The organism is Microbacterium testaceum, from assembly GCF_003075375.1.
Taxonomy (GTDB): Bacteria; Actinomycetota; Actinomycetes; order Actinomycetales; family Microbacteriaceae; genus Microbacterium; species Microbacterium testaceum_E.
Window position 1 is genome coordinate 21,775 of the sequence record NZ_QDFT01000019.1, and the last position, 17,062, is coordinate 38,836.

Consider the following 17,062-nt stretch of genomic DNA (forward strand, 5'->3'; position numbering starts at 1 on the left):
CCTCGTTAGGCTGGAGGGGTGACGGATGCCGAAAAGCCTACTCTCCTCGTCGTCGACGGCCACTCGCTGGCCTATCGGGCGTTCTACGCCCTGCCGGTCGACAACTTCTCGACGAAGGACGGCCAGCACACCAACGGCATCTACGGCTTCCTGTCGATGTTCGTCAACCTCGTCAAGGCCGAGAAGCCGACCCACCTCGCCGTCGCCTTCGACACGTCGCGGCAGTCGTTCCGCACCCGCGAGTACACCGAGTACAAGGCCAATCGCAGCGAGTCGCCGGCCGAGTTCAAGGGGCAGATCCCGCTGCTGCAGGAGTGCCTCGAGGCGATGGGCGTCCTCGTCCTGAAGAAAGAGGACTTCGAGGCCGACGACATCCTCGCCACCCTCGCCACCCAGGGCGAGCAGCAGGGCTTCACGGTGCTGGTCTGCTCGGGCGATCGCGACACCATCCAGCTCGTCACCGACGACATCACGCTGCTGTATCCGAACGTGCAGGGCGTTTCGCAGCTCAAGCGCTACGACACCGACGCCGTGGTCGAGAAGTACGGCCTGCCGCCGGCGCAGTACCCCGAGATCGCCGCGCTGGTCGGCGAGACGAGCGACAATCTGCCGGGCGTGCCCAAGGTCGGCGAGAAGACCGCCGTCAAGTGGCTCACGCAGTGGGGCTCGCTCGAGGCGCTGCTCGACAACGCCGACAAGATCACCGGCGTCGTGGGCAACAACCTGCGCGAGCACCTCGACGCCGTCAAGCGCAACCGCGCGCTCAACCGACTGCTGCGCGACGTGGAGCTGCCCGTCGGTCCCGGCGATCTCGCGGTGAAGCCCCTCGACGGCCAGGCCGTGCGCGACATCTTCGCGCGGCTCGAGTTCCGCACGCTGCTGCCGCGCGTCTTCGACGCGTTCGGCGCCGACGGGGGCGTCGTCGAAGAGGCACGTCCCACCGCGAAGGCCCCCGCCCCGGCGCGGCTCGACGCCGCGGCCCTGGCCGCGTGGGCCGCCGACCAGAAGGCCGAGGTCGGCGTCACGATCGCCCTCGCCGGAGCCACGCCGACGGCGGTCGGCCTGGCGAGCGCCGACGCCGCGGTCGAGGCCGAGTGGTCCCCGGCCGTGCGCGACGCCCTGGCCGGGTGGTTGGCATCCGATGCCCCCAAGGTGTTCGCCGATGCCAAGCCCCAGATCAAGGCGCTCGCGCGCGAGGGCGTCGCCGTGGGCGGCGTGGCCTTCGACGTGATCCTCGCCGGGTGGCTCGTGCGCCCGAGCTTCCCCGACAAGACGCTCGGCGACCTGGTCGAGCGCTCCCTCGACGAGAAGCTTCCCGTGTCGGATCCGACGCAGCTCGTCCCCGAGACCGAGGGGGCGACCCCCGCGCAGCTGTCGTGGTTCACCCGGCGCGTCGCCGACGCGCAACGTGCCGAGATGCCCGACACGGTCGCCTCGGTGCTCGACGACATCGAGCTGCCGACGCTCACGGCGCTGGCCGACATGGAGCTCGCCGGAGTCGCCGTGTCGCACGAGAAGCTCTCGGGCTTCTCGGCCGAGCTCGGTGCGCGCGCCGACGCCCTCGCGCGCGACGCGTACGCGGCGATCGGCCACGAGGTCAACCTCGGTTCGCCCAAGCAGCTGCAAGAGGTGCTGTTCGACGAACTGCAGCTGCCCAAGACCCGCAAGACCAAGAGCGGTTACACCACGGATGCCGCCGCCCTCGCCGACCTGCAAGAGAGCACCGATCATCCGTTCCTCGACCTGCTGCTGCGTCACCGCGAGGCGACCAAGCTCAAGCAGATCATCGACGCGCTCGACACCGCGGCGGGGCCCGACGGTCGCATCCACACGACGTACGTGCAGACCGGCAGCCAGACCGGTCGTCTGTCCAGCACCGACCCCAACCTGCAGAACATCCCGATCCGCACCGAGGAAAGCCGTCGTATCCGCGCCGCGTTCGAGGTCGGCGAGGGGTACGAGACGCTGCTGACCGCCGATTACTCGCAGATCGAGATGCGCATCATGGCGCATCTCTCGGGCGACCCGGGGCTCATCGAGGCGTTCAATTCGGGCGAGGACCTGCACCGCTTCGTCGGCGCGCGCGTGTTCGGCGTCGAGCCGCAGGACGTCACGCCCGCGATGCGCACCAAGGTCAAGGCGATGTCGTACGGACTGGTCTACGGCCTGTCGGCCTTCGGTCTGTCCAAGCAGCTGCGCATCGAGCAGTCCGAGGCCAAGAAGCTGATGCTCGAGTACTTCGCGCGGTTCGGCGCGGTGCGCGACTACCTGCGCGGTTCGGTCGAGCAGGCGCGTCAGGACGGCTACACCGAGACCATCTTCGGTCGCCGCCGCCCGTTCCCCGACCTCACGAGCATGAACCGCGTCCTGCGCGAGAACGCCGAGCGCGCGGCCCTGAACGCGCCCATCCAGGGCAGCGCCGCCGACATCATGAAGGTGGCGCTGTTCCGCATCCGCGACGAGCTCGCCGCCGCCGACCTGCGCTCGCGGGTGCTGCTGCAGATTCACGACGAACTCGTCGTCGAGGTGGCTGCGGGCGAGTGGGATGCCGTCGAGCGGATCGTCCGCGCGCGCATGGCCGACGCGGCCGATCTGTCCGTCCCGCTCGACGTGCAGATCGGTCGCGGCGGCGACTGGGACGAAGCCGGGCACTGAGTCGCCCCGCGCGACTGCTCCCCAGCCGGCCGATCGCGTCGTCGGCGGGGGAGCGGGGTGCGCCGTCGCCGCGGGGTGCCTAGGCTCGGAGGATGACTGACGCATCTCGCACTCCCACGCCGATCGACACGATCGCCGACGCGTGGGTGGACACCCTGGCCGAGCGCGAGCCGACGCTGGCGACGTATATCGGCCGGTTTGAGCACAACGGCCGCTTCGGCGACTACAGCCCCGAGGGCGCCGAAGCCCTGATCGGCGACGCCCGTTCCACCAAGGCCGCCCTCGAGGCCGCCGAGCCGGTCGACGCGATCGACACCGTCACCAAGATGGACCTCGTGCGCGAGCTCGACCTGATGATCGAGCAGCACGAGGCCAAGACCCACCTGCGCGACCTGAACGTCATCGCCTCGCCCGCGCAGGACATCCGCTCGACCTTCGACCTCATGCCCACCTCGACGGTCGAGGACTGGGCGACGATCGCCGAGCGCATGAAGGCGCTGCCCGCGGCGATCGACGGATACGTCGAGACCCTGCGCCGCGGTATCGCCGAGGGCGTCGTCCCCGCCCGCCGACAGGTGAGCGAGGTCATCACGCAGATCGCCCGCTACACCTCGGACACGGGCTTCTTCGCCGAGTTCGTCGGCGACGCCGCCCCCGACGAGGGGCAGTTGCCGGCATCCCTCGCCCGCGACCTGGCCGAGAACTCCAACGCCGCCCGTCTCGCCTACGACGGGCTCGCGGCCTTCCTCTCGAGCGAGCTCGCCCCCGCCGCGGGCGACGTCGACGCCGTCGGACGCGAGATGTACGCGCTGCACTCCCGCCGGTTCCTGGGCGCCGAGATCGACCTCGACGAGACCTACGACTGGGGCGTCGAGGAGCTCTCGCGAATGGTCGCCGAGCAGGAAGCGATCGCGAACGAGATCCTCCCGGGCTCCAGCGTCGAGGAGGCGGTGGCGTTCTTCGAGAAGGACGAATCGCGCAAGCTCCGCGGCACCCAGGCCCTCCAGGAATGGATGCAGCGCACCAGCGACAAGGCCGTCGAGGAGCTCGGGCGCACCCACTTCGACATCGCCGAGCCCATCCGCCGCCTCGAGTGCATGATCGCGCCGACCAACGAGGGCGGTATCTACTACACCGGGCCCACCGACGACTTCTCGCGCCCGGGCCGCATGTGGTGGTCGGTGCCCGAGGGCGTCGACACCTTCGACACCTGGCGCGAGCTGACCACCGTGTACCACGAGGGTGTTCCGGGGCATCACCTGCAAATCGCCCAGGCCGTCTACAACCGCGCCGAGCTCAACTCGTGGCGCCGCCTGCTCGCGGGTACGAGCGGTCACGCCGAGGGGTGGGCGCTGTACGCCGAGCGTCTGATGGAGCAGCTGGGCTACCTCGACGACCCCGCCGACCGTCTCGGCATGCTCGACGGTCAGCGCATGCGCGCCGCGCGCGTGGTGCTCGACATCGGCGTGCACCTGCAGAAGCCGCGCCTGGACGGCACCGGCACCTGGGACCACGACTACGCCCTCGCGTTCATGCTGAAGAACGTCAACATGAGCGAGGAGTTCGTACGTTTCGAGGTCAACCGGTACCTCGGCTGGCCGGGGCAGGCGCCGTCGTACAAGGTCGGGCAGCGCATCTGGGAGCAGGTGCGCGACGAGAAGCAGGAGCGCCGGGGCGCCGACTTCTCGATGAAGCAGTTCCACACGCGCGCGCTGGACATCGGTGGCGTCGGACTCGACACGCTGCGCGCCGCGCTGGCATCCGTCTGAGACCTCAGGGGGCGTCGCGCGAGCGGCGCCCCCTGTGTGCGGGCGCCGATGCGGGGGAATACCCGGGACTCGCGTAAAGTTCATTCATCCGAATGCAAGGAGACCCCATGGCTGATCAGACCATCGAGCTCGGACTCGACACCTTCGGAGACATCTCGCGCGGCCCCGACGGCACGCTGCTGAGCGACGCCCAGACCATCCGCAACGTCGTCGACCAGGCGGTGCTCGCCGACGAGGTCGGCCTGTCGTTCTTCGGCGTGGGGGAGCACCACCGCAAGGACTTCGCGGTCACCAGCCCCGAGATCGTGCTGGCCGCCGCGGCCGCCCGAACGAAGAACATCCACCTCGGCACCGCCGTGACGGTCCTCTCGAGCGACGACCCCGTCCGCGTGTACGAGCGTTTCGCCACGCTCGACGCCGTGTCGAACGGTCGCGCCGAGGTCATCCTCGGGCGCGGGTCGTTCATCGAGTCGTTCCCGCTGTTCGGCTACGACCTGAGCGACTACGAGCAGCTGTTCGAAGAGAAGCTCGAGCTGTTCTCGCTGCTTCTCGACGAGAAGCCCGTCACGTGGGCCGGGCGCACCCGCGCCGCCCTGACGGACGCCGACGTGTACCCGAAGACCGAGAACGGCCTCACAGCCTGGGTCGGCGTGGGCGGCTCGCCCGAGTCGGTCGTGCGCACCGCGCGCTACGGCTACGGTCTCGTCCTGGCGATCATCGGCGGCTCGGCGGCGCGATTCCGCCCCTACGCCGACCTGTACCGCCGCTCGCTCGCCGAGCTCGGCAAACCGCAGATGCCCATCTCGGTGCACTCGCCCGGCCACGTCGCCGAGACCGACGAGCAGGCGTGGGACGAGGCGTTCGAGGGCGTCGCCGAGCTGAACAACACCATCGGCCGCGAGCGCGGCTGGCCCGAGTACAACCGCATGCGATTCCAGCACGATGTGGGCCCCGAGGGGTCGATGTACGTCGGTTCGCCCGAGACGGTGGCCCGCAAGATCGCGACGACCATGCGCGCTCTCGGCAATTCGCGCTTCCAGATGAAGATCGCGAGCGGATCGATCTCGCACGACCGTCTGCTGTCGAGCATCGAGCTGTACGGCACCCGGGTGCGTCCCCTCGTCGAAGAGATGCTGGCCGACGTCCCCTCCGACGGCGACCTCGCCGGCATCCGGTGACACCCCGGTGAGCACCCGCACCGACACCGTCCGCGTGTCCGACCGCCTCGACGCCCTGCCGTTCACCCGCCGGCACGGCAGGATCCTGGGCGGCTCGGGACTGGGCTGGGCCCTGGATGCCATGGACGTCGGGCTCATCTCGTTCGTCATCGCCGCGCTGAGCGTGCAGTGGCGACTGGCCCCGGCCGAGGCGTCGTGGATCGCGTCGGCGGGGTTCGCGGGCATGGCGATCGGGGCGAGCGTGGGCGGGCTGCTCGCGGACCGGTTCGGTCGACGGCACGTGTTCGCGCTGACGCTGCTGGTGTACGGCCTCGCGACGGGCGCGAGCGCACTGGTCGGGGGTCTCGCGGCCCTGCTGGTGCTGCGCTTCGTGGTGGGTCTCGGTCTCGGCGCCGAACTGCCGGTCGCCTCGACCTACGTGAGCGAGTTCGCCCCGGCCCGGATGCGCGGTCGCCTGATCGTTTTCCTCGAGGCGTTCTGGGCCGTGGGGTGGACGGCGGCGGCGCTCATCGGCTTCCTCGTCGTGCCGTCCTCGGCCGATGGCTGGCGGTGGGCCTTCGCGCTCGGCGCGATCCCCGCGGTCTACGCGCTCATCGTGCGGTGGGGGCTTCCCGAGTCGCCGCGGTGGCTCGCCTCACGCGGGCGCAACGCCGAGGCCATCGTGATCGTGCGCGACCTCGAAGCCGCCGCCGGGCGCATCGCCCTCGAGGCGTCGACCGAGGGGGTCCCGGCATCCGCTCCCGCCCCTCGTCCGCGTGTGAGCGCCCTGTGGGCCCCGGCTCTGCGGGCGCGCACGGCGAGCCTTTGGGTGCTGTGGTTCTGCGTCAACTTCTCGTACTACGGGGCGTTCATCTGGATCCCCACGATCCTGGTGAGCCAGGGCTACGACCTCGTGCGCTCCTTCGGCTTCACGCTCATCATCACGCTGGCCCAGCTGCCGGGGTACGCCGTCGCGGCCTGGCTGATCGAGGCCTGGGGCCGACGCGCGACGCTCGCGACGTTCCTCGCGGGATCGGCGGTGGCCGCGGTGCTGTTCGGTACGGCATCCGGCGAGGTCGCCGTGATCGCGGCGGGAATGGCGCTGTCGTTCTTCAACCTGGGCGCGTGGGGGGCTCTCTACGCCGCGACCCCCGAGACGTACCCCACGGCCCTGCGGGCGACCGGTGCGGGCTGGGCCGCGGGCGTCGGCCGCATCGCGTCGATCCTCGCCCCGCTCGCGGTGCCGCCCCTGCTCGGGTTCGGGGGAGCGCCCCTGCTGTTCGTGGTGTTCGCGGCCTTCTTCGCGGTCGCCGTCGTGGCGGCGCTGTTCCTGCGCGAGCAGCGCGGCAGGTCGTTGACCTAGGACCCCTATCGCCGCGCGTAGGCTCGAGGCATGGCATCCGTGCGCTTCGTCGCCATCGGCGACTCGTTCACCGAGGGAGTCGGCGACGAGCTCCCCGACGGCACCGTCCGCGGCTGGGCCGACCTGGCCGCGCAGGGATGGGCGGATGCCGCGGGCGAGCCGATCGAGTATGCGAACCTCGCCATCCGCGGCAAGCTCATCCAGCCGATCGTCGAGCAGCAGCTCGAGCCGGCGCTGGCGCTGAAGCCGACCCACCTGTCGTTCAACGGCGGCGGCAACGACATGCTGCGTCCGCGGACGGGCATCGAGCGCATCGTCGACCTGTTCGATCACGTCGTGCGCCGCTGCGACGAAGAGGGCGTGCAGCTGATCGTCCTGTCGGGCGCCAATCCGTCGGCGGGACTTCCGCTCGGCAAGCTCATCGAAGCGCGCGGTGACCGCCTGTCGCATGCGGTAGAGAAGCGCCTCGAGCAGCGGCCCGATGTGCTCACGGCGTACAACTGGTTCGATCGCGAGCTGGCGGGCGGGGAGTTCTGGTCGGTGGACCGCCTGCACATGAACGCCCGGGGGCACCACCGCGTCGCGGCCCGCGTCATCGAGTCCGTCGGTCTCACCGCCCCGGCACCGTGGTGGCACCTGCGCGAGATCCCCGAGACCGAGCGACTGAAAGGCACCGCGTACTACCGCGAGCACGTGGGCCCGTGGGTGCGTCGACGCCTCACCCGCACCTCGTCCGGCGACGACCGGCACGCGAAGTTCGGCGGCGGGTGGGTGGAGCTGACTCCGCACGCGGAGTCGCTGTGAACCGACGCGCGGTCGCCCTCACACTCGCTTTCGCGGTCGCCGCCACCGTCACGGGGTGCGCGATCGATGACGCCTCTCGTCCGACGACGGATACGGCCGCTCCGACGCCGAGCACCTCGGCGTCGTATGCCTGCCCGGTCGTCGAGGGCGTGCAGCTGCCGCCCGAGTGCGCGCCGTACGATCCGGACGCCGCGATGGCGGCGAACGATCGGTATCGCGACCGGATGGCGATCGACGACGAGGCGCGCGCGGCCGCAGAGGAGATCTCGCCCGATGTCGTCGCCGCGCTGACAGCGGCGGCGGCCGAGGGGGCGCTGTCGACCGAGAAGGCGGTGGACGCGCTGACCGGGGCGGGCGCCCTGACGCCGCAGGTCCGCGCCGAGGCCGGGCGAGTGCTCTTCGGGGCGGCGGGACCGAAGGGGGGCTGCCTCTTCGGTGAGGTGAGCGGGACCACCGTCTCGGTCGAGGTCGGCGGCTACATCCTCGACGGCGGGTGCCTTCCGGCTCAGTGACCGGTACGGGCAGCGGTCCCGCTGGCCGGGCAGACATCGACCCGCCTCCGAGAGCCGTGCGGTGCGGGCCGTTCCGGATGCGGGGCGAATGACATCCCGACCCCGCCCCGGTTCAGGGGACGACCCGCACACCGCACGCATGGCTCGCGGGAGCACAATGGGCGCATGACTCTCGCGATCGTCACCGGCACCTCCAGCGGCATCGGCCTGCACACGGCCATCGGACTCGCCCGGCAGGGGGTGACGGTGATCGCCACGGTCCGCAACGCTTCCCGCGCCGACGCCCTGCGCGCGGCGGCCGCGGAGGCGGGGGTCGACCTCGACATCCGGTCGCTGGACGTGACGGATGCCGCGGCGGCGGCCGCGCTGATCGCCGACGCCGGCCCGGTCGACATCCTCGTGAACAACGCCGGCCGCGGCGCGGTGGGCACGCTCGAGCAGCTCAGCGACGCCGACCTGCAGGAGCAGCTCGAGACGAACTATCTCTCGGTCGCGCGTCTGACCCGCCTGGTGCTGCCCGGCATGCGCGAGCGGGGGAGGGGACGCATCGTCACCGTGACCAGCGTCGGGGGAGCGGTGGGGCAGCCTTTCGCCGATGCGTACTGCGCCGCGAAGTTCGCGGTCGAGGGGCTGATGCAGTCGCTCGCTCCCGTCGTCGCGCCGTTCGGCGTCGATGTCGCGATCGTGGAGCCCGCGGCCGTCGCCTCGTCGTTCACCGATTCGGTGCATCGCGCCCCCGCCGGACCCTACGCCGTGCAGCAGCAGGCCTATCTGGATCGGGCGGCGACGTCGTTCGCGTCGGCGCAGTCGGCGCAGGATGCCGCGCAAACCGTCGTCGAGGCGGCCACCACCGCGGACCCGAGATTCCGGTGGCAGACGTCGGAGGCGGCGGTGCGGTTCGCCGGGTTGTCCCTGGGCGATCTCGACGGCTCGCGGGTCCTGGGCGTGACCTCGGAATGGGTCGAGCCGGGGGAGTGAGCCTGCGGCGTCTCGCCGCCGGTCTTCACCGCCCGTTGACGCCACCGCCGGGCACGGCCTCGGAGATGATCGCGCGATGCAGACGCTCAGTGGCGACCTTCAGCGTCGCCGCCCACCCGATGACGGTGCCGCGGTGCTCGACCCGATAGCGCGGACCGTCCTCGGTGCGGCGGAGCTCGATCGTGCCGGCGACAACGTGGCGCGCGTCGCGCATGACCCAGTGCGCGGGCGGCTCTTCGCGGGCCAGCAGCTGAGGGTGCCAGCGCGGGCCTTCGGTGTCCATGCGGCTATTGTCGAACAGATGTTCGAACAGCGCAAACCCTCGCGGGCTGCGACGATGTCGATCACGACCCGTCGCGGCGGCGCAGCGGGCTCGAGCGGCCACCGCGCAGAGCGACGGCGCAGATCAGCAGCGTCACGGGTGTCACGAAGCCGACGGTCGCCGCGAGCGCGAGGCTCTCGCTGAGTTCGAGGACGACGTCGGCGAGGACGACGTCGATGAGCAGCAGGCCGACGACCACAAACGCGACACCGGGTCTCTTCACGTGTCGATTCTCGTCGCGGCCCGAGAGGCCGCGACAGGGGTGGAACGGACCGCCGATTGCCGGCCCCGATGGAAGTGAACTGACATAATGTGCATTATCGGCTATAGGTCCGAAGCCACCTGCGCGCGACGAGCACACCCCGCACGACCTCAGGAACGATGGCGAAGGAAGCCGGTGACGAGCCTCTGCACGAGCTCGTCGGCGTCGTAGAGGGGGTCTTCGGCTGCACCGATGCAGAGGTTCCCGATTCCCTTCAAGAGGGTGTACCCACTCACGTTCCGCGTCTCGACGCGATGCCCCTCGGCATCCCGGGCCGCCTCGAGGAGCAGTCCGCACACCGGAACGAGGCGATCGACGAAGGACTGATGCAGTGCACCCGGATCCGTACCGTCGCCGCGCAGGGCATCCGCGAGCCCGTGCTTCGTGACGAGGAAGTCCACGAACATCGCCACCCACGCGCGAAGCGCCGTCTCCGCGTTCGCGCTCTCTCGCAGGAGTCGCGGGCCGGCCTCCGCGCAGGCGTCGACTTGGTGTCGGTACACGGCGACGACCAATTCCGCACGCGTCGGGAAATGACGGTAGATGGTCCCGATCCCCACGCCTGCACGCGCCGCGATTTCGCGAACCGGCGCGTTGACGCCGGATGCCACGAAGACGTCGGCGGCCGCGTCCAGCAATCCCTGGCGGTCCTGCTGAGGTCGTCCGACGGAGCGCTTGTCGCCTGAGCGACCGGTAGGCGTGCTGCTCACAGCGACCTTCTTTCTTGACGGGCTTGCGTTTCGGAACGCTGCTCCGTAATGTTTCGGATCGGCGCTCCGCAATCAGTATCCCAGACGCGCCGCACGAAAGGACCCCCGATGCCCACTCCCCTGCTCCCCGCTCTCGACGCGATCGTGGGCGCCGGCACACCTGTCGTCTCGGTCGCTCCCGTCACCCTGTCCGCTCCGGGGCGGCCGCTGCCCCTAGTGGTCCGCGTTTCCGCGCCGGTCAGCGGTGGCCACCTCCCCGTGGTCGTGTTCTCGCACGGCAACGGGTGGAACCTCGACGGGTACGCCCCTCTGACGGCTTTCTGGGCTTCCCGGGGCTTCGTCGTCGTGCAGCCCACGCACCTCGACTCCCGCCGGAACGCGTTCGGCTTCGACCATCCCGTGTTCCCCCGCATCTGGACGGAGCGCGTCGCCGATGTCACGCGCATCCTGGACCAGCTCGACGTCATCGAGGCGGCGGTGCCGGGTCTGACCGGACGGACGGACCGGTCGCGGATCGCCGTGGCCGGGCACTCGTGGGGTGCGCAGACCGCGCAGTCCCTTCTCGGTGCGCGCATCGTCGATGAGAGCGGCCATCTCACCGGTGCCGATTTCGCGGATGATCGCATCTCGGCGGGGATACTTCTCGCCGCCACGGGGATCGGCGGCGACGACCTCCACCCCTTCGCGCAGGCGAACTTCCCCTTCATGCGACCATCGTTCCGTGAACTGACCACTCCCGCGCTCGTCGTCGCCGGCGATCGCGACCAGTCGAAGATGTCGCGCCGCGGACCCGACTGGTTCACCGACGTCTACGAATACAGCCCCGGAGCGACCGACCTGCTGACCCTGTTCGGCGCCGAGCACAGCCTCGGGGGCATCGTCGGATACGAGGTCGCCGAAACCACCGACGAAGACCCCGACCGGGTCGCCGCCCTCCAGCGCCTCAGCGTCGCGTACCTCCGCACCGCGCTGCAGATCGATGAGTCGAGTTGGAGCCTCGCCCGCAACGCCTTCTCGATCAGCGGGGACGACATGGGAGTCATCATCAGCAAGGAACACGCCGAATCGATCTCGTGAGCGATGGGCCCGCTCCCGGCCGACAGGCGGAACCACGGGAGCTTCGGGACGACCTGCGGCGTCGCTCTCCCGCGCCCGCACGCCCCAGGACTGAGGCGGAGGCGAGGCCGCGCCGGCGCCCCGCGCCCTACCCGAACACCTCCGCGAGGAACGCCTTCATCGCCGCCCAGCTGCGCCGCTCGGCGCGGGCGTCGAACAGCGCGCCCTGCTCGGGCGCATCGGCATCCGGAAGCGTGAACGCGTGCATCGCGTTCGCGTACGAGACGAGCTGCCAGTCCACGGCGGGTGCCGTGCGCAGGTCGTTCTCGAACGCGAGCATCGCGTCGTCGGGGGCGACCGGGTCGGCCGCGCCGTGGAGCACGAGGACCTTCGCCGTGATGTGCGCCGCCTCGCCCTCGGGCCCGGTCAGCAGGCCGCCGTGGAAGCTGACGACGGCGTCGACGTCGGCGCCGGTGCGGGCCAGCTCGAGCACCGACGACCCGCCGAAGCAGTAGCCGATCGCCGCGGTGCGCCCAGGATCGACCGACGGCTCCTCGCGCATGCGGGCGAACGCGGCGGTCAGGCGCGTCCGCCACAGCGGACGGTCCCGGTAGAACCCGCCGGCGACCGCGGCCGCCTCGTCGGGACCCGGACGCACGTCGGCGCCGTAGACGTCCGCGGCGAAGGCCACGTAACCGAGGCGCGCGAGCATGTCGCACCGCATCCGCACGTAGTCGGTGACGCCGAGCCAGTCGTGCACGACGAGGATCCCGGGATGCCGTCCCTCACCGCCCGGGCGGGCGATGTATCCGCGGAAGGCGACGCCGTCCGCCGCGTAGTCGAGGTCGTGCGAGACGATCCCGTCGGCGGGGACGGGTTCGCGGTCGAGGATGGCGGTGAGGTTCGGGGCGTACGCGGTCACGAGGGTCTCCAGGATCAGCCGGGGGTGTGCTTCGGACACTAGACCGCCCCGGCCGCCGCGGGGCCGCTTCGCGGCGAACCCACAAGGCGTCCGAGCCGTCCGCTGGGCACCGCTACGCTCGTATCGATGACTCCCCCGCGCACTCCCCGACGAATGCTCGGCTCGTGAGCGGTATCCTCACTGGTTTCGCCGTCGTCGGTCTGGCCGTCGTGGTGGGCTACGTCATCGCCCGCATCGACCTGCTGGGCCCCCACGCGCGGCACGTCCTCAGCCGGCTCACCTTCTACGTGCTGTCGCCGTTCCTGCTGTTCACGGTGCTGGCCAAGGCCGACGTGGCGACGCTGTTCTCGGCGCTGCTGCCGGTGTCGATGATCACCGCCGCGGTCATCATCGGCATGTACGTGCTGGTCTCGGCGCTGATCCTGCGGCGCCCGGTCGGCGAGACCGTCATCGGCGCACTGTCGGCCGGACAGGTCAACAGCAACAACATCGGCATCCCGATCTCGCTCTACATGCTGGGCAACGCGGCGTTCTCGGCTCCCGTCATCCTGTTCCAGCTGCTCGTGCTCATGCCCATCGCGCTGACGATCCTGGATGCCGCGACCTCCGGCTCGCGGAACGTCGGACGCATCCTGCTGCAGACGGCGAAGAACCCCATGCTCATCGGGTCGGCGCTGGGGGTCGTCGTCGCGCTGCTCGACGTCGAGCTCCCCCCGATCGTGTTCGATCCGCTGCACCTGATCGCCGGAGCGTGCGTGCCGGTGCTGCTGATGTCGTACGGCATGTCGTTGTACGGCCAGCGTGTGCTCACCGAGCCGGGGCGGCGCATCGACGTCGTCATCGCGTCGGTGCTGAAACTGGTGGCCATGCCGGCGCTGGCCTTCGCCGTGGCGACGCTGTTCGCCCTGCCCGCGGATCAGGTGTTCGTCGTCGTGGTGCTGGCCGCGCTGCCCACCGCGCAGAACGTCTTCAACTTCGCGCAGCGCTACGGCGTCGGCGAGATCCTCTCGCGCGACGTGGTCTTCATCTCGACGGTGGGGTGCTTGCCGGTGCTGTTCGGGGTGGCGTTGCTGGTCCCCCACTCCCCCGTGTGACCGCTCGTTCCGTCCCGCTCGCGAAGCCTCAGCCTCGGGTCTAGGGTGAGGATTGCTCCCAGCAATCGCACAGGAAGGCTCGCCATGTCCACGTCCACAACCAATCCGGCCATCGGAGCCCTGCGCACCGCGCTCGGCATCAGCGGCGCCCTGTCGCTCGTCATCGGCCTGCTCATCCTGATATGGCCGGGCCGCACCGCCCAGGTCGCCGTCGGCATCATCGCCGTCTACGTCATCATCGCGGGACTGGTCAACATCGGCATCGGCCTGTTCTGGCGCTCGGGCTGGGCCCGCATCGGCCACATCGCCCTGGGCGTGCTGTTCATCCTCGCGGGCGTGTTCTCGTTCGCCAACCTGCCCGCCACCGCCGCGTGGCTGGGGGTCTTCATCGGCACGCTGGTCGGCATCCTGTGGATCATCGAGGGCGTCGTCTCGCTCACCACCGTCGGCCACGGCTCGAAGGCCCGCGCGTGGACGATCTTCTTCGCGATCGTCAGCATCGTCGCCGGTGTCGTGCTGCTGTTCTCGCCGCTGCTCGGCGCGGTGACGCTGTTCCTGCTGATCGGCTTCTCGCTGATCGTGCTGGGCGTGTTCCAGATCGTACGCGCGATCCAGTTCGGCAAGGTCGCGTGACAGCTCGGAAAGAGGGGCCGGATGCCGTGGCATCCGGCCCCTCCGTCATTCACCCGATCGGCAGGTACCGATCCCACCACTCGAGCACCGCGTCGAAACGCTGCACCCGGTGCTGCGGGCGACCGGCGCGCGTGAGCTCGTGGTCTTCGCCGGGGAAGACCAGCATCTCGGCGTCGACGCCGTTGCGCTTCAGCGCCGCGTAGTACCGCGTGGCCTGTTCGAGCGGGCAGCGGAAGTCGAGCTCGGAGTGCAGCACCAGCGTCGGCGTCCGAACCCGGTCGACGACGGCCATCGGGCTCTGAGCCGCGACCAGCATCGGGTCGGTGCCCACGTACTCGTCGCCGAAGAACGAGCCGATGTCGCTCGTGCCGGGAAAGGCCGCGGGGTCGAGGAAGCCGCGCTCCACGATCGCCCCGGCGAAGCGGTGGTCGTGCGCGATGATCCACGCGGTCATGTACCCGCCGTAGGAGCCGCCCATGACGCCCGCCCGCCGCGCGTCCAGGCGCGGATCGGCCGCGACGACGCCGTCGAAGAAGTCCATGACATCGAAGAAGTCGAGAGTGCCCATGCGGTGGCGGATCGACCGCCCGTGCGCGCGGCCGTACCCGGCGCTCCCCCGCGGGTTGCTGTAGACAACCGCGTAACCCGCGTCGACGAGCACCTGCGTCTCGTCGAAGAGGTGCACGCCGTACGAGGCGTAGGGTCCGCCGTGGATCTGCAGGATGACCGGGAACGGCCCCTCGCCCTCGGGGGTCGCGACCCAGCCGTGCACGGGGTAGCCGTCGCGCCCGGTGATCTCGTGCTCGACCGGCACGACGACGCCGCGCGCGCGGGACGCGGCGCCGAAGTCGGTCAGCGACCTCACCTCGCGCCCCTCGATCACGACGAGCTCGCCGAAGGACTCCGGAGCGGCGACGGATGCCACGACCCGCCCCTTCGCCACGGCATGGCCGCCGACCTCGAGATCGCCGCCGAGCACCGTGGTCACCGCGCCGGCCCGCGTGACCCGGAGCAGACGCACGCGGCCGCGGGAGCGATCCTGCACCAGCACGTCGTCGCCGGCGAACGACAGGTGACTGCCCACCTCGCCCAGGTCGATCGTCTCGGGGTCGCTCAGCGGGCGCGGGCCGTCGGCCTCGAGCGCGAACAGCGCGACACCGGGCGCGACGAAGTCGAGCCCTCCGTCGCCGACGTCGTTCGCCAGGACGAACACCGCGCCGTCGGGGGCGACGTCGACCGACGCCACCGAGAGGTTCTGCGCCACCCCGAGGACCTCGCGGTGCGCGCCGCCGTCGACGGCGATCGCGACCACCCGGTCGCGCAGGTCGCGCCGCGCGGTCTCGACGGTCTCGGGCACGCTGAGCAGCTCGGTTCCGTCGGCCGTCCAGACCACGCCGTTCCACCCCGTCGCGCCGTGCGTCAGCGCGACGGCGGGAGCCGCGACGACCGTCCTCTCGATCGCGTCGAGGGCGGGCGCGGGCTCGTAGAACGGCTCCGCGTCGGTCGCGGGCGCGTCGACGACGAAGACGTGGGCGGGGCGGTCGAGGTAGCCCAGCCCGTTCGCGTTCCAGCGGATGCCGGTGATGCGGCGCGGCGGCTCGGCCGCGGCATCCCGTCCCTCCACCGTTCCGTAGCGACCCGGTTCGGGCACGCGCGCCGTGAAGGCGAGGCGCGCGCCGTCGGGCGACCACGAGAAGTCCGTCACTCCCCCGGGTTGGTCGGTCGCCTGCACCGGCTCGCCGCCGGAGACGTCGACCACGAACAGCTGCGCACGACCCTTCGCGTCCGGCCGCAGGAAAGCGACCGTCTCGTCATCGGGCGAGAGCCGGGGAGAGCGATCCGCCACCCCGCGCGTGAGGCGGCGCGGGCGCCCCGCGGGCAGGTCGACCCGCCAGAGCTGTCCCACCGCGCGGTCGGCGGCGAGATCGGGGCGCGACGTCGCGAAGACCGCGAACGCCGCGTCCGACGAGATCGCGGGCCGACCGACCCCGATCAGAGTCTCGATGTCGGTCGGCCGCATGCTCACTCGCCTCCGAACGAACCCGTGTCTCCGACGAGTCGGGTGTTGTCCGCCGGAACCGGGTCGACGGCGGCGCGAGCCACCTCGGCGGCGAACTCGGCCACGTTGTAGAGCTTTCCGGCGTCCTCGCGGCGAGCCGAGATCGCCCCCGGGTTGGCGCGCTCGAGCAGCGTCGCGGTGATGGTGCCCTCGATCATGTCGCCCGACACGATGGTGAAGCCGATGCCGCGCTCCTCGAGAGCCGGGATCTTCTCGCGCAGGGCGTCCTCGCCCGCGCGCTTGGACAGCGCGACCGGCTCGTACTCGGGCATGGTCGGCGTGGTGCGGATGAAGTGCGCCTGGTGGCTGGTGACGAAGACCACGCGGGCCTCGTCCTTCAGCAGGGGCAGGGCGGTCTCGAGCACGTTGACCTGCGCGTCGCGGTTGAGCAGCAGCGCGTAGTCCTCGGCCATGCCGGACTCCATGCCGCCCGAGGCGTTGAGCACGAGGATGTCGAGGCCGCCGAAGGTGCGCTCGACCTCGTCGAACATCGCCTTCACCGACTCGGGGTCGGTGAGGTCGGCGCCGACCACGAGCGCCTCGACGCCCAGCTCGCGCAGCTGCGCGGCGAGCTTCTCGGCGCGCGGGGCCTTGTTGCGGAAGTTGATGACGACGTTGGCGCCGGCCTCGGCGAAGTAACGGACGGTGTCGGCGCCGATGCCGCGCGACGAGCCGGTGACGAGGGCGGTCTTGCCGCTCAGCGAGCCGGACGGGAGGGTCTGGGACACGGGGTTCTCCTGACGATTCGGGGATCGGATGCCGCCGG

At 70.8% G+C, this 17,062-nt stretch carries 16 protein-coding genes; 10 read left to right on the plus strand and 6 right to left on the minus strand.

Annotated features, from left to right (window positions below; all coding sequences use genetic code 11):
• Positions 1-18: 18 nt before the first annotated feature.
• The 7 genes from polA to DC432_RS09170 all read left to right on the plus strand — a co-directional run bounded on the left by polA (position 19) and on the right by DC432_RS09170 (position 9,238).
• Complete coding sequence (gene polA, locus DC432_RS09140) at positions 19-2,655, plus strand: DNA polymerase I (RefSeq protein ID WP_116537629.1); 2,637 nt, start codon at positions 19-21, stop codon at positions 2,653-2,655.
• A gap of 92 nt (positions 2,656-2,747) precedes the next feature.
• Entirely contained in the window at positions 2,748-4,424 is a 1,677-nt protein-coding gene (locus tag DC432_RS09145) for a DUF885 domain-containing protein (protein WP_116537630.1), read from the plus strand.
• 107 nt (positions 4,425-4,531) lie between these two features.
• The gene (locus DC432_RS09150) at positions 4,532-5,602 is read left to right on the plus strand and encodes an LLM class flavin-dependent oxidoreductase (protein WP_116537631.1); all 1,071 of its coding nucleotides are present in this window, start codon (positions 4,532-4,534) and stop codon (positions 5,600-5,602) included.
• Positions 5,603-5,609: 7 nt separating this feature from the next.
• Entirely contained in the window at positions 5,610-6,944 is a 1,335-nt protein-coding gene (locus DC432_RS09155) for an MFS transporter (protein ID WP_116537632.1), read from the plus strand.
• A 30-nt stretch (positions 6,945-6,974) separates the two neighbouring features.
• Positions 6,975-7,748: an SGNH/GDSL hydrolase family protein gene (locus DC432_RS09160; protein ID WP_207770787.1), complete on the plus strand. Its 774-nt coding sequence runs from the start codon at positions 6,975-6,977 to the stop codon at positions 7,746-7,748.
• Positions 7,745-8,260 carry a hypothetical protein gene (locus DC432_RS09165; protein WP_116537633.1) on the plus strand — a complete coding sequence of 172 codons (516 nt, stop codon included), beginning with the start codon at positions 7,745-7,747 and terminating at the stop codon, positions 8,258-8,260. The genes DC432_RS09160 and DC432_RS09165 overlap by 4 nt, the downstream gene beginning before the upstream one ends.
• 165 nt (positions 8,261-8,425) lie before the next feature.
• Positions 8,426-9,238, plus strand: coding sequence for an SDR family NAD(P)-dependent oxidoreductase (locus tag DC432_RS09170; protein ID WP_116537634.1), 813 nt, complete (start codon positions 8,426-8,428; stop codon positions 9,236-9,238).
• 25 nt (positions 9,239-9,263) lie between these two features.
• Here DC432_RS09170 and DC432_RS09175 read toward each other — a convergent pair whose 3' ends face one another.
• The 3 genes from DC432_RS09175 to DC432_RS09180 form a co-directional block, all read right to left on the minus strand.
• The gene (locus DC432_RS09175) at positions 9,264-9,521 is read right to left on the minus strand and encodes a hypothetical protein (RefSeq protein ID WP_116537635.1); all 258 of its coding nucleotides are present in this window, start codon (positions 9,519-9,521) and stop codon (positions 9,264-9,266) included.
• A 61-nt stretch (positions 9,522-9,582) separates the two neighbouring features.
• Entirely contained in the window at positions 9,583-9,783 is a 201-nt protein-coding gene (locus DC432_RS16180; protein WP_133177907.1) for a hypothetical protein, read from the minus strand.
• A 149-nt stretch (positions 9,784-9,932) separates the two neighbouring features.
• A complete protein-coding gene (locus DC432_RS09180) occupies positions 9,933-10,532 on the minus strand; it encodes a TetR/AcrR family transcriptional regulator (protein WP_116537636.1) in 600 nt (199 codons plus the stop codon).
• 108 nt (positions 10,533-10,640) lie between these two features.
• Between DC432_RS09180 and DC432_RS09185 the strand changes: the two genes are divergently transcribed.
• A complete protein-coding gene (locus DC432_RS09185) occupies positions 10,641-11,609 on the plus strand; it encodes an alpha/beta hydrolase family protein (protein WP_116537637.1) in 969 nt (322 codons plus the stop codon).
• A 127-nt stretch (positions 11,610-11,736) separates the two neighbouring features.
• On the opposite strand, the gene DC432_RS09190 is transcribed toward DC432_RS09185, so the two are convergent.
• Positions 11,737-12,510 (minus strand): dienelactone hydrolase family protein, encoded by a 774-nt coding sequence (locus tag DC432_RS09190; protein WP_243393083.1) that lies wholly within the window; start codon positions 12,508-12,510, stop codon positions 11,737-11,739.
• A 164-nt stretch (positions 12,511-12,674) separates the two neighbouring features.
• On the opposite strand from DC432_RS09190, the gene DC432_RS09195 reads away from it, so the two are divergent.
• Positions 12,675-13,604 carry an AEC family transporter gene (locus tag DC432_RS09195; protein WP_116537638.1) on the plus strand — a complete coding sequence of 310 codons (930 nt, stop codon included), beginning with the start codon at positions 12,675-12,677 and terminating at the stop codon, positions 13,602-13,604.
• Between the two features lie 84 nt (positions 13,605-13,688).
• On the plus strand, positions 13,689-14,237 hold the full coding sequence (locus DC432_RS09200) for an HdeD family acid-resistance protein (RefSeq protein WP_116537639.1): 549 nt from the start codon (positions 13,689-13,691) through the stop codon (positions 14,235-14,237).
• Positions 14,238-14,286: 49 nt separating this feature from the next.
• Here DC432_RS09200 and DC432_RS09205 read toward each other — a convergent pair whose 3' ends face one another.
• Together DC432_RS09205 and DC432_RS09210 are read right to left on the minus strand one after the other, a co-directional pair.
• On the minus strand, positions 14,287-16,257 hold the full coding sequence (locus DC432_RS09205; RefSeq protein WP_116537640.1) for an alpha/beta hydrolase family protein: 1,971 nt from the start codon (positions 16,255-16,257) through the stop codon (positions 14,287-14,289).
• A 2-nt stretch (positions 16,258-16,259) separates the two neighbouring features.
• Positions 16,260-17,024 (minus strand): SDR family oxidoreductase, encoded by a 765-nt coding sequence (locus tag DC432_RS09210; RefSeq protein WP_108319925.1) that lies wholly within the window; start codon positions 17,022-17,024, stop codon positions 16,260-16,262.
• Between the last annotated feature and the right edge of the window lie 38 nt (positions 17,025-17,062).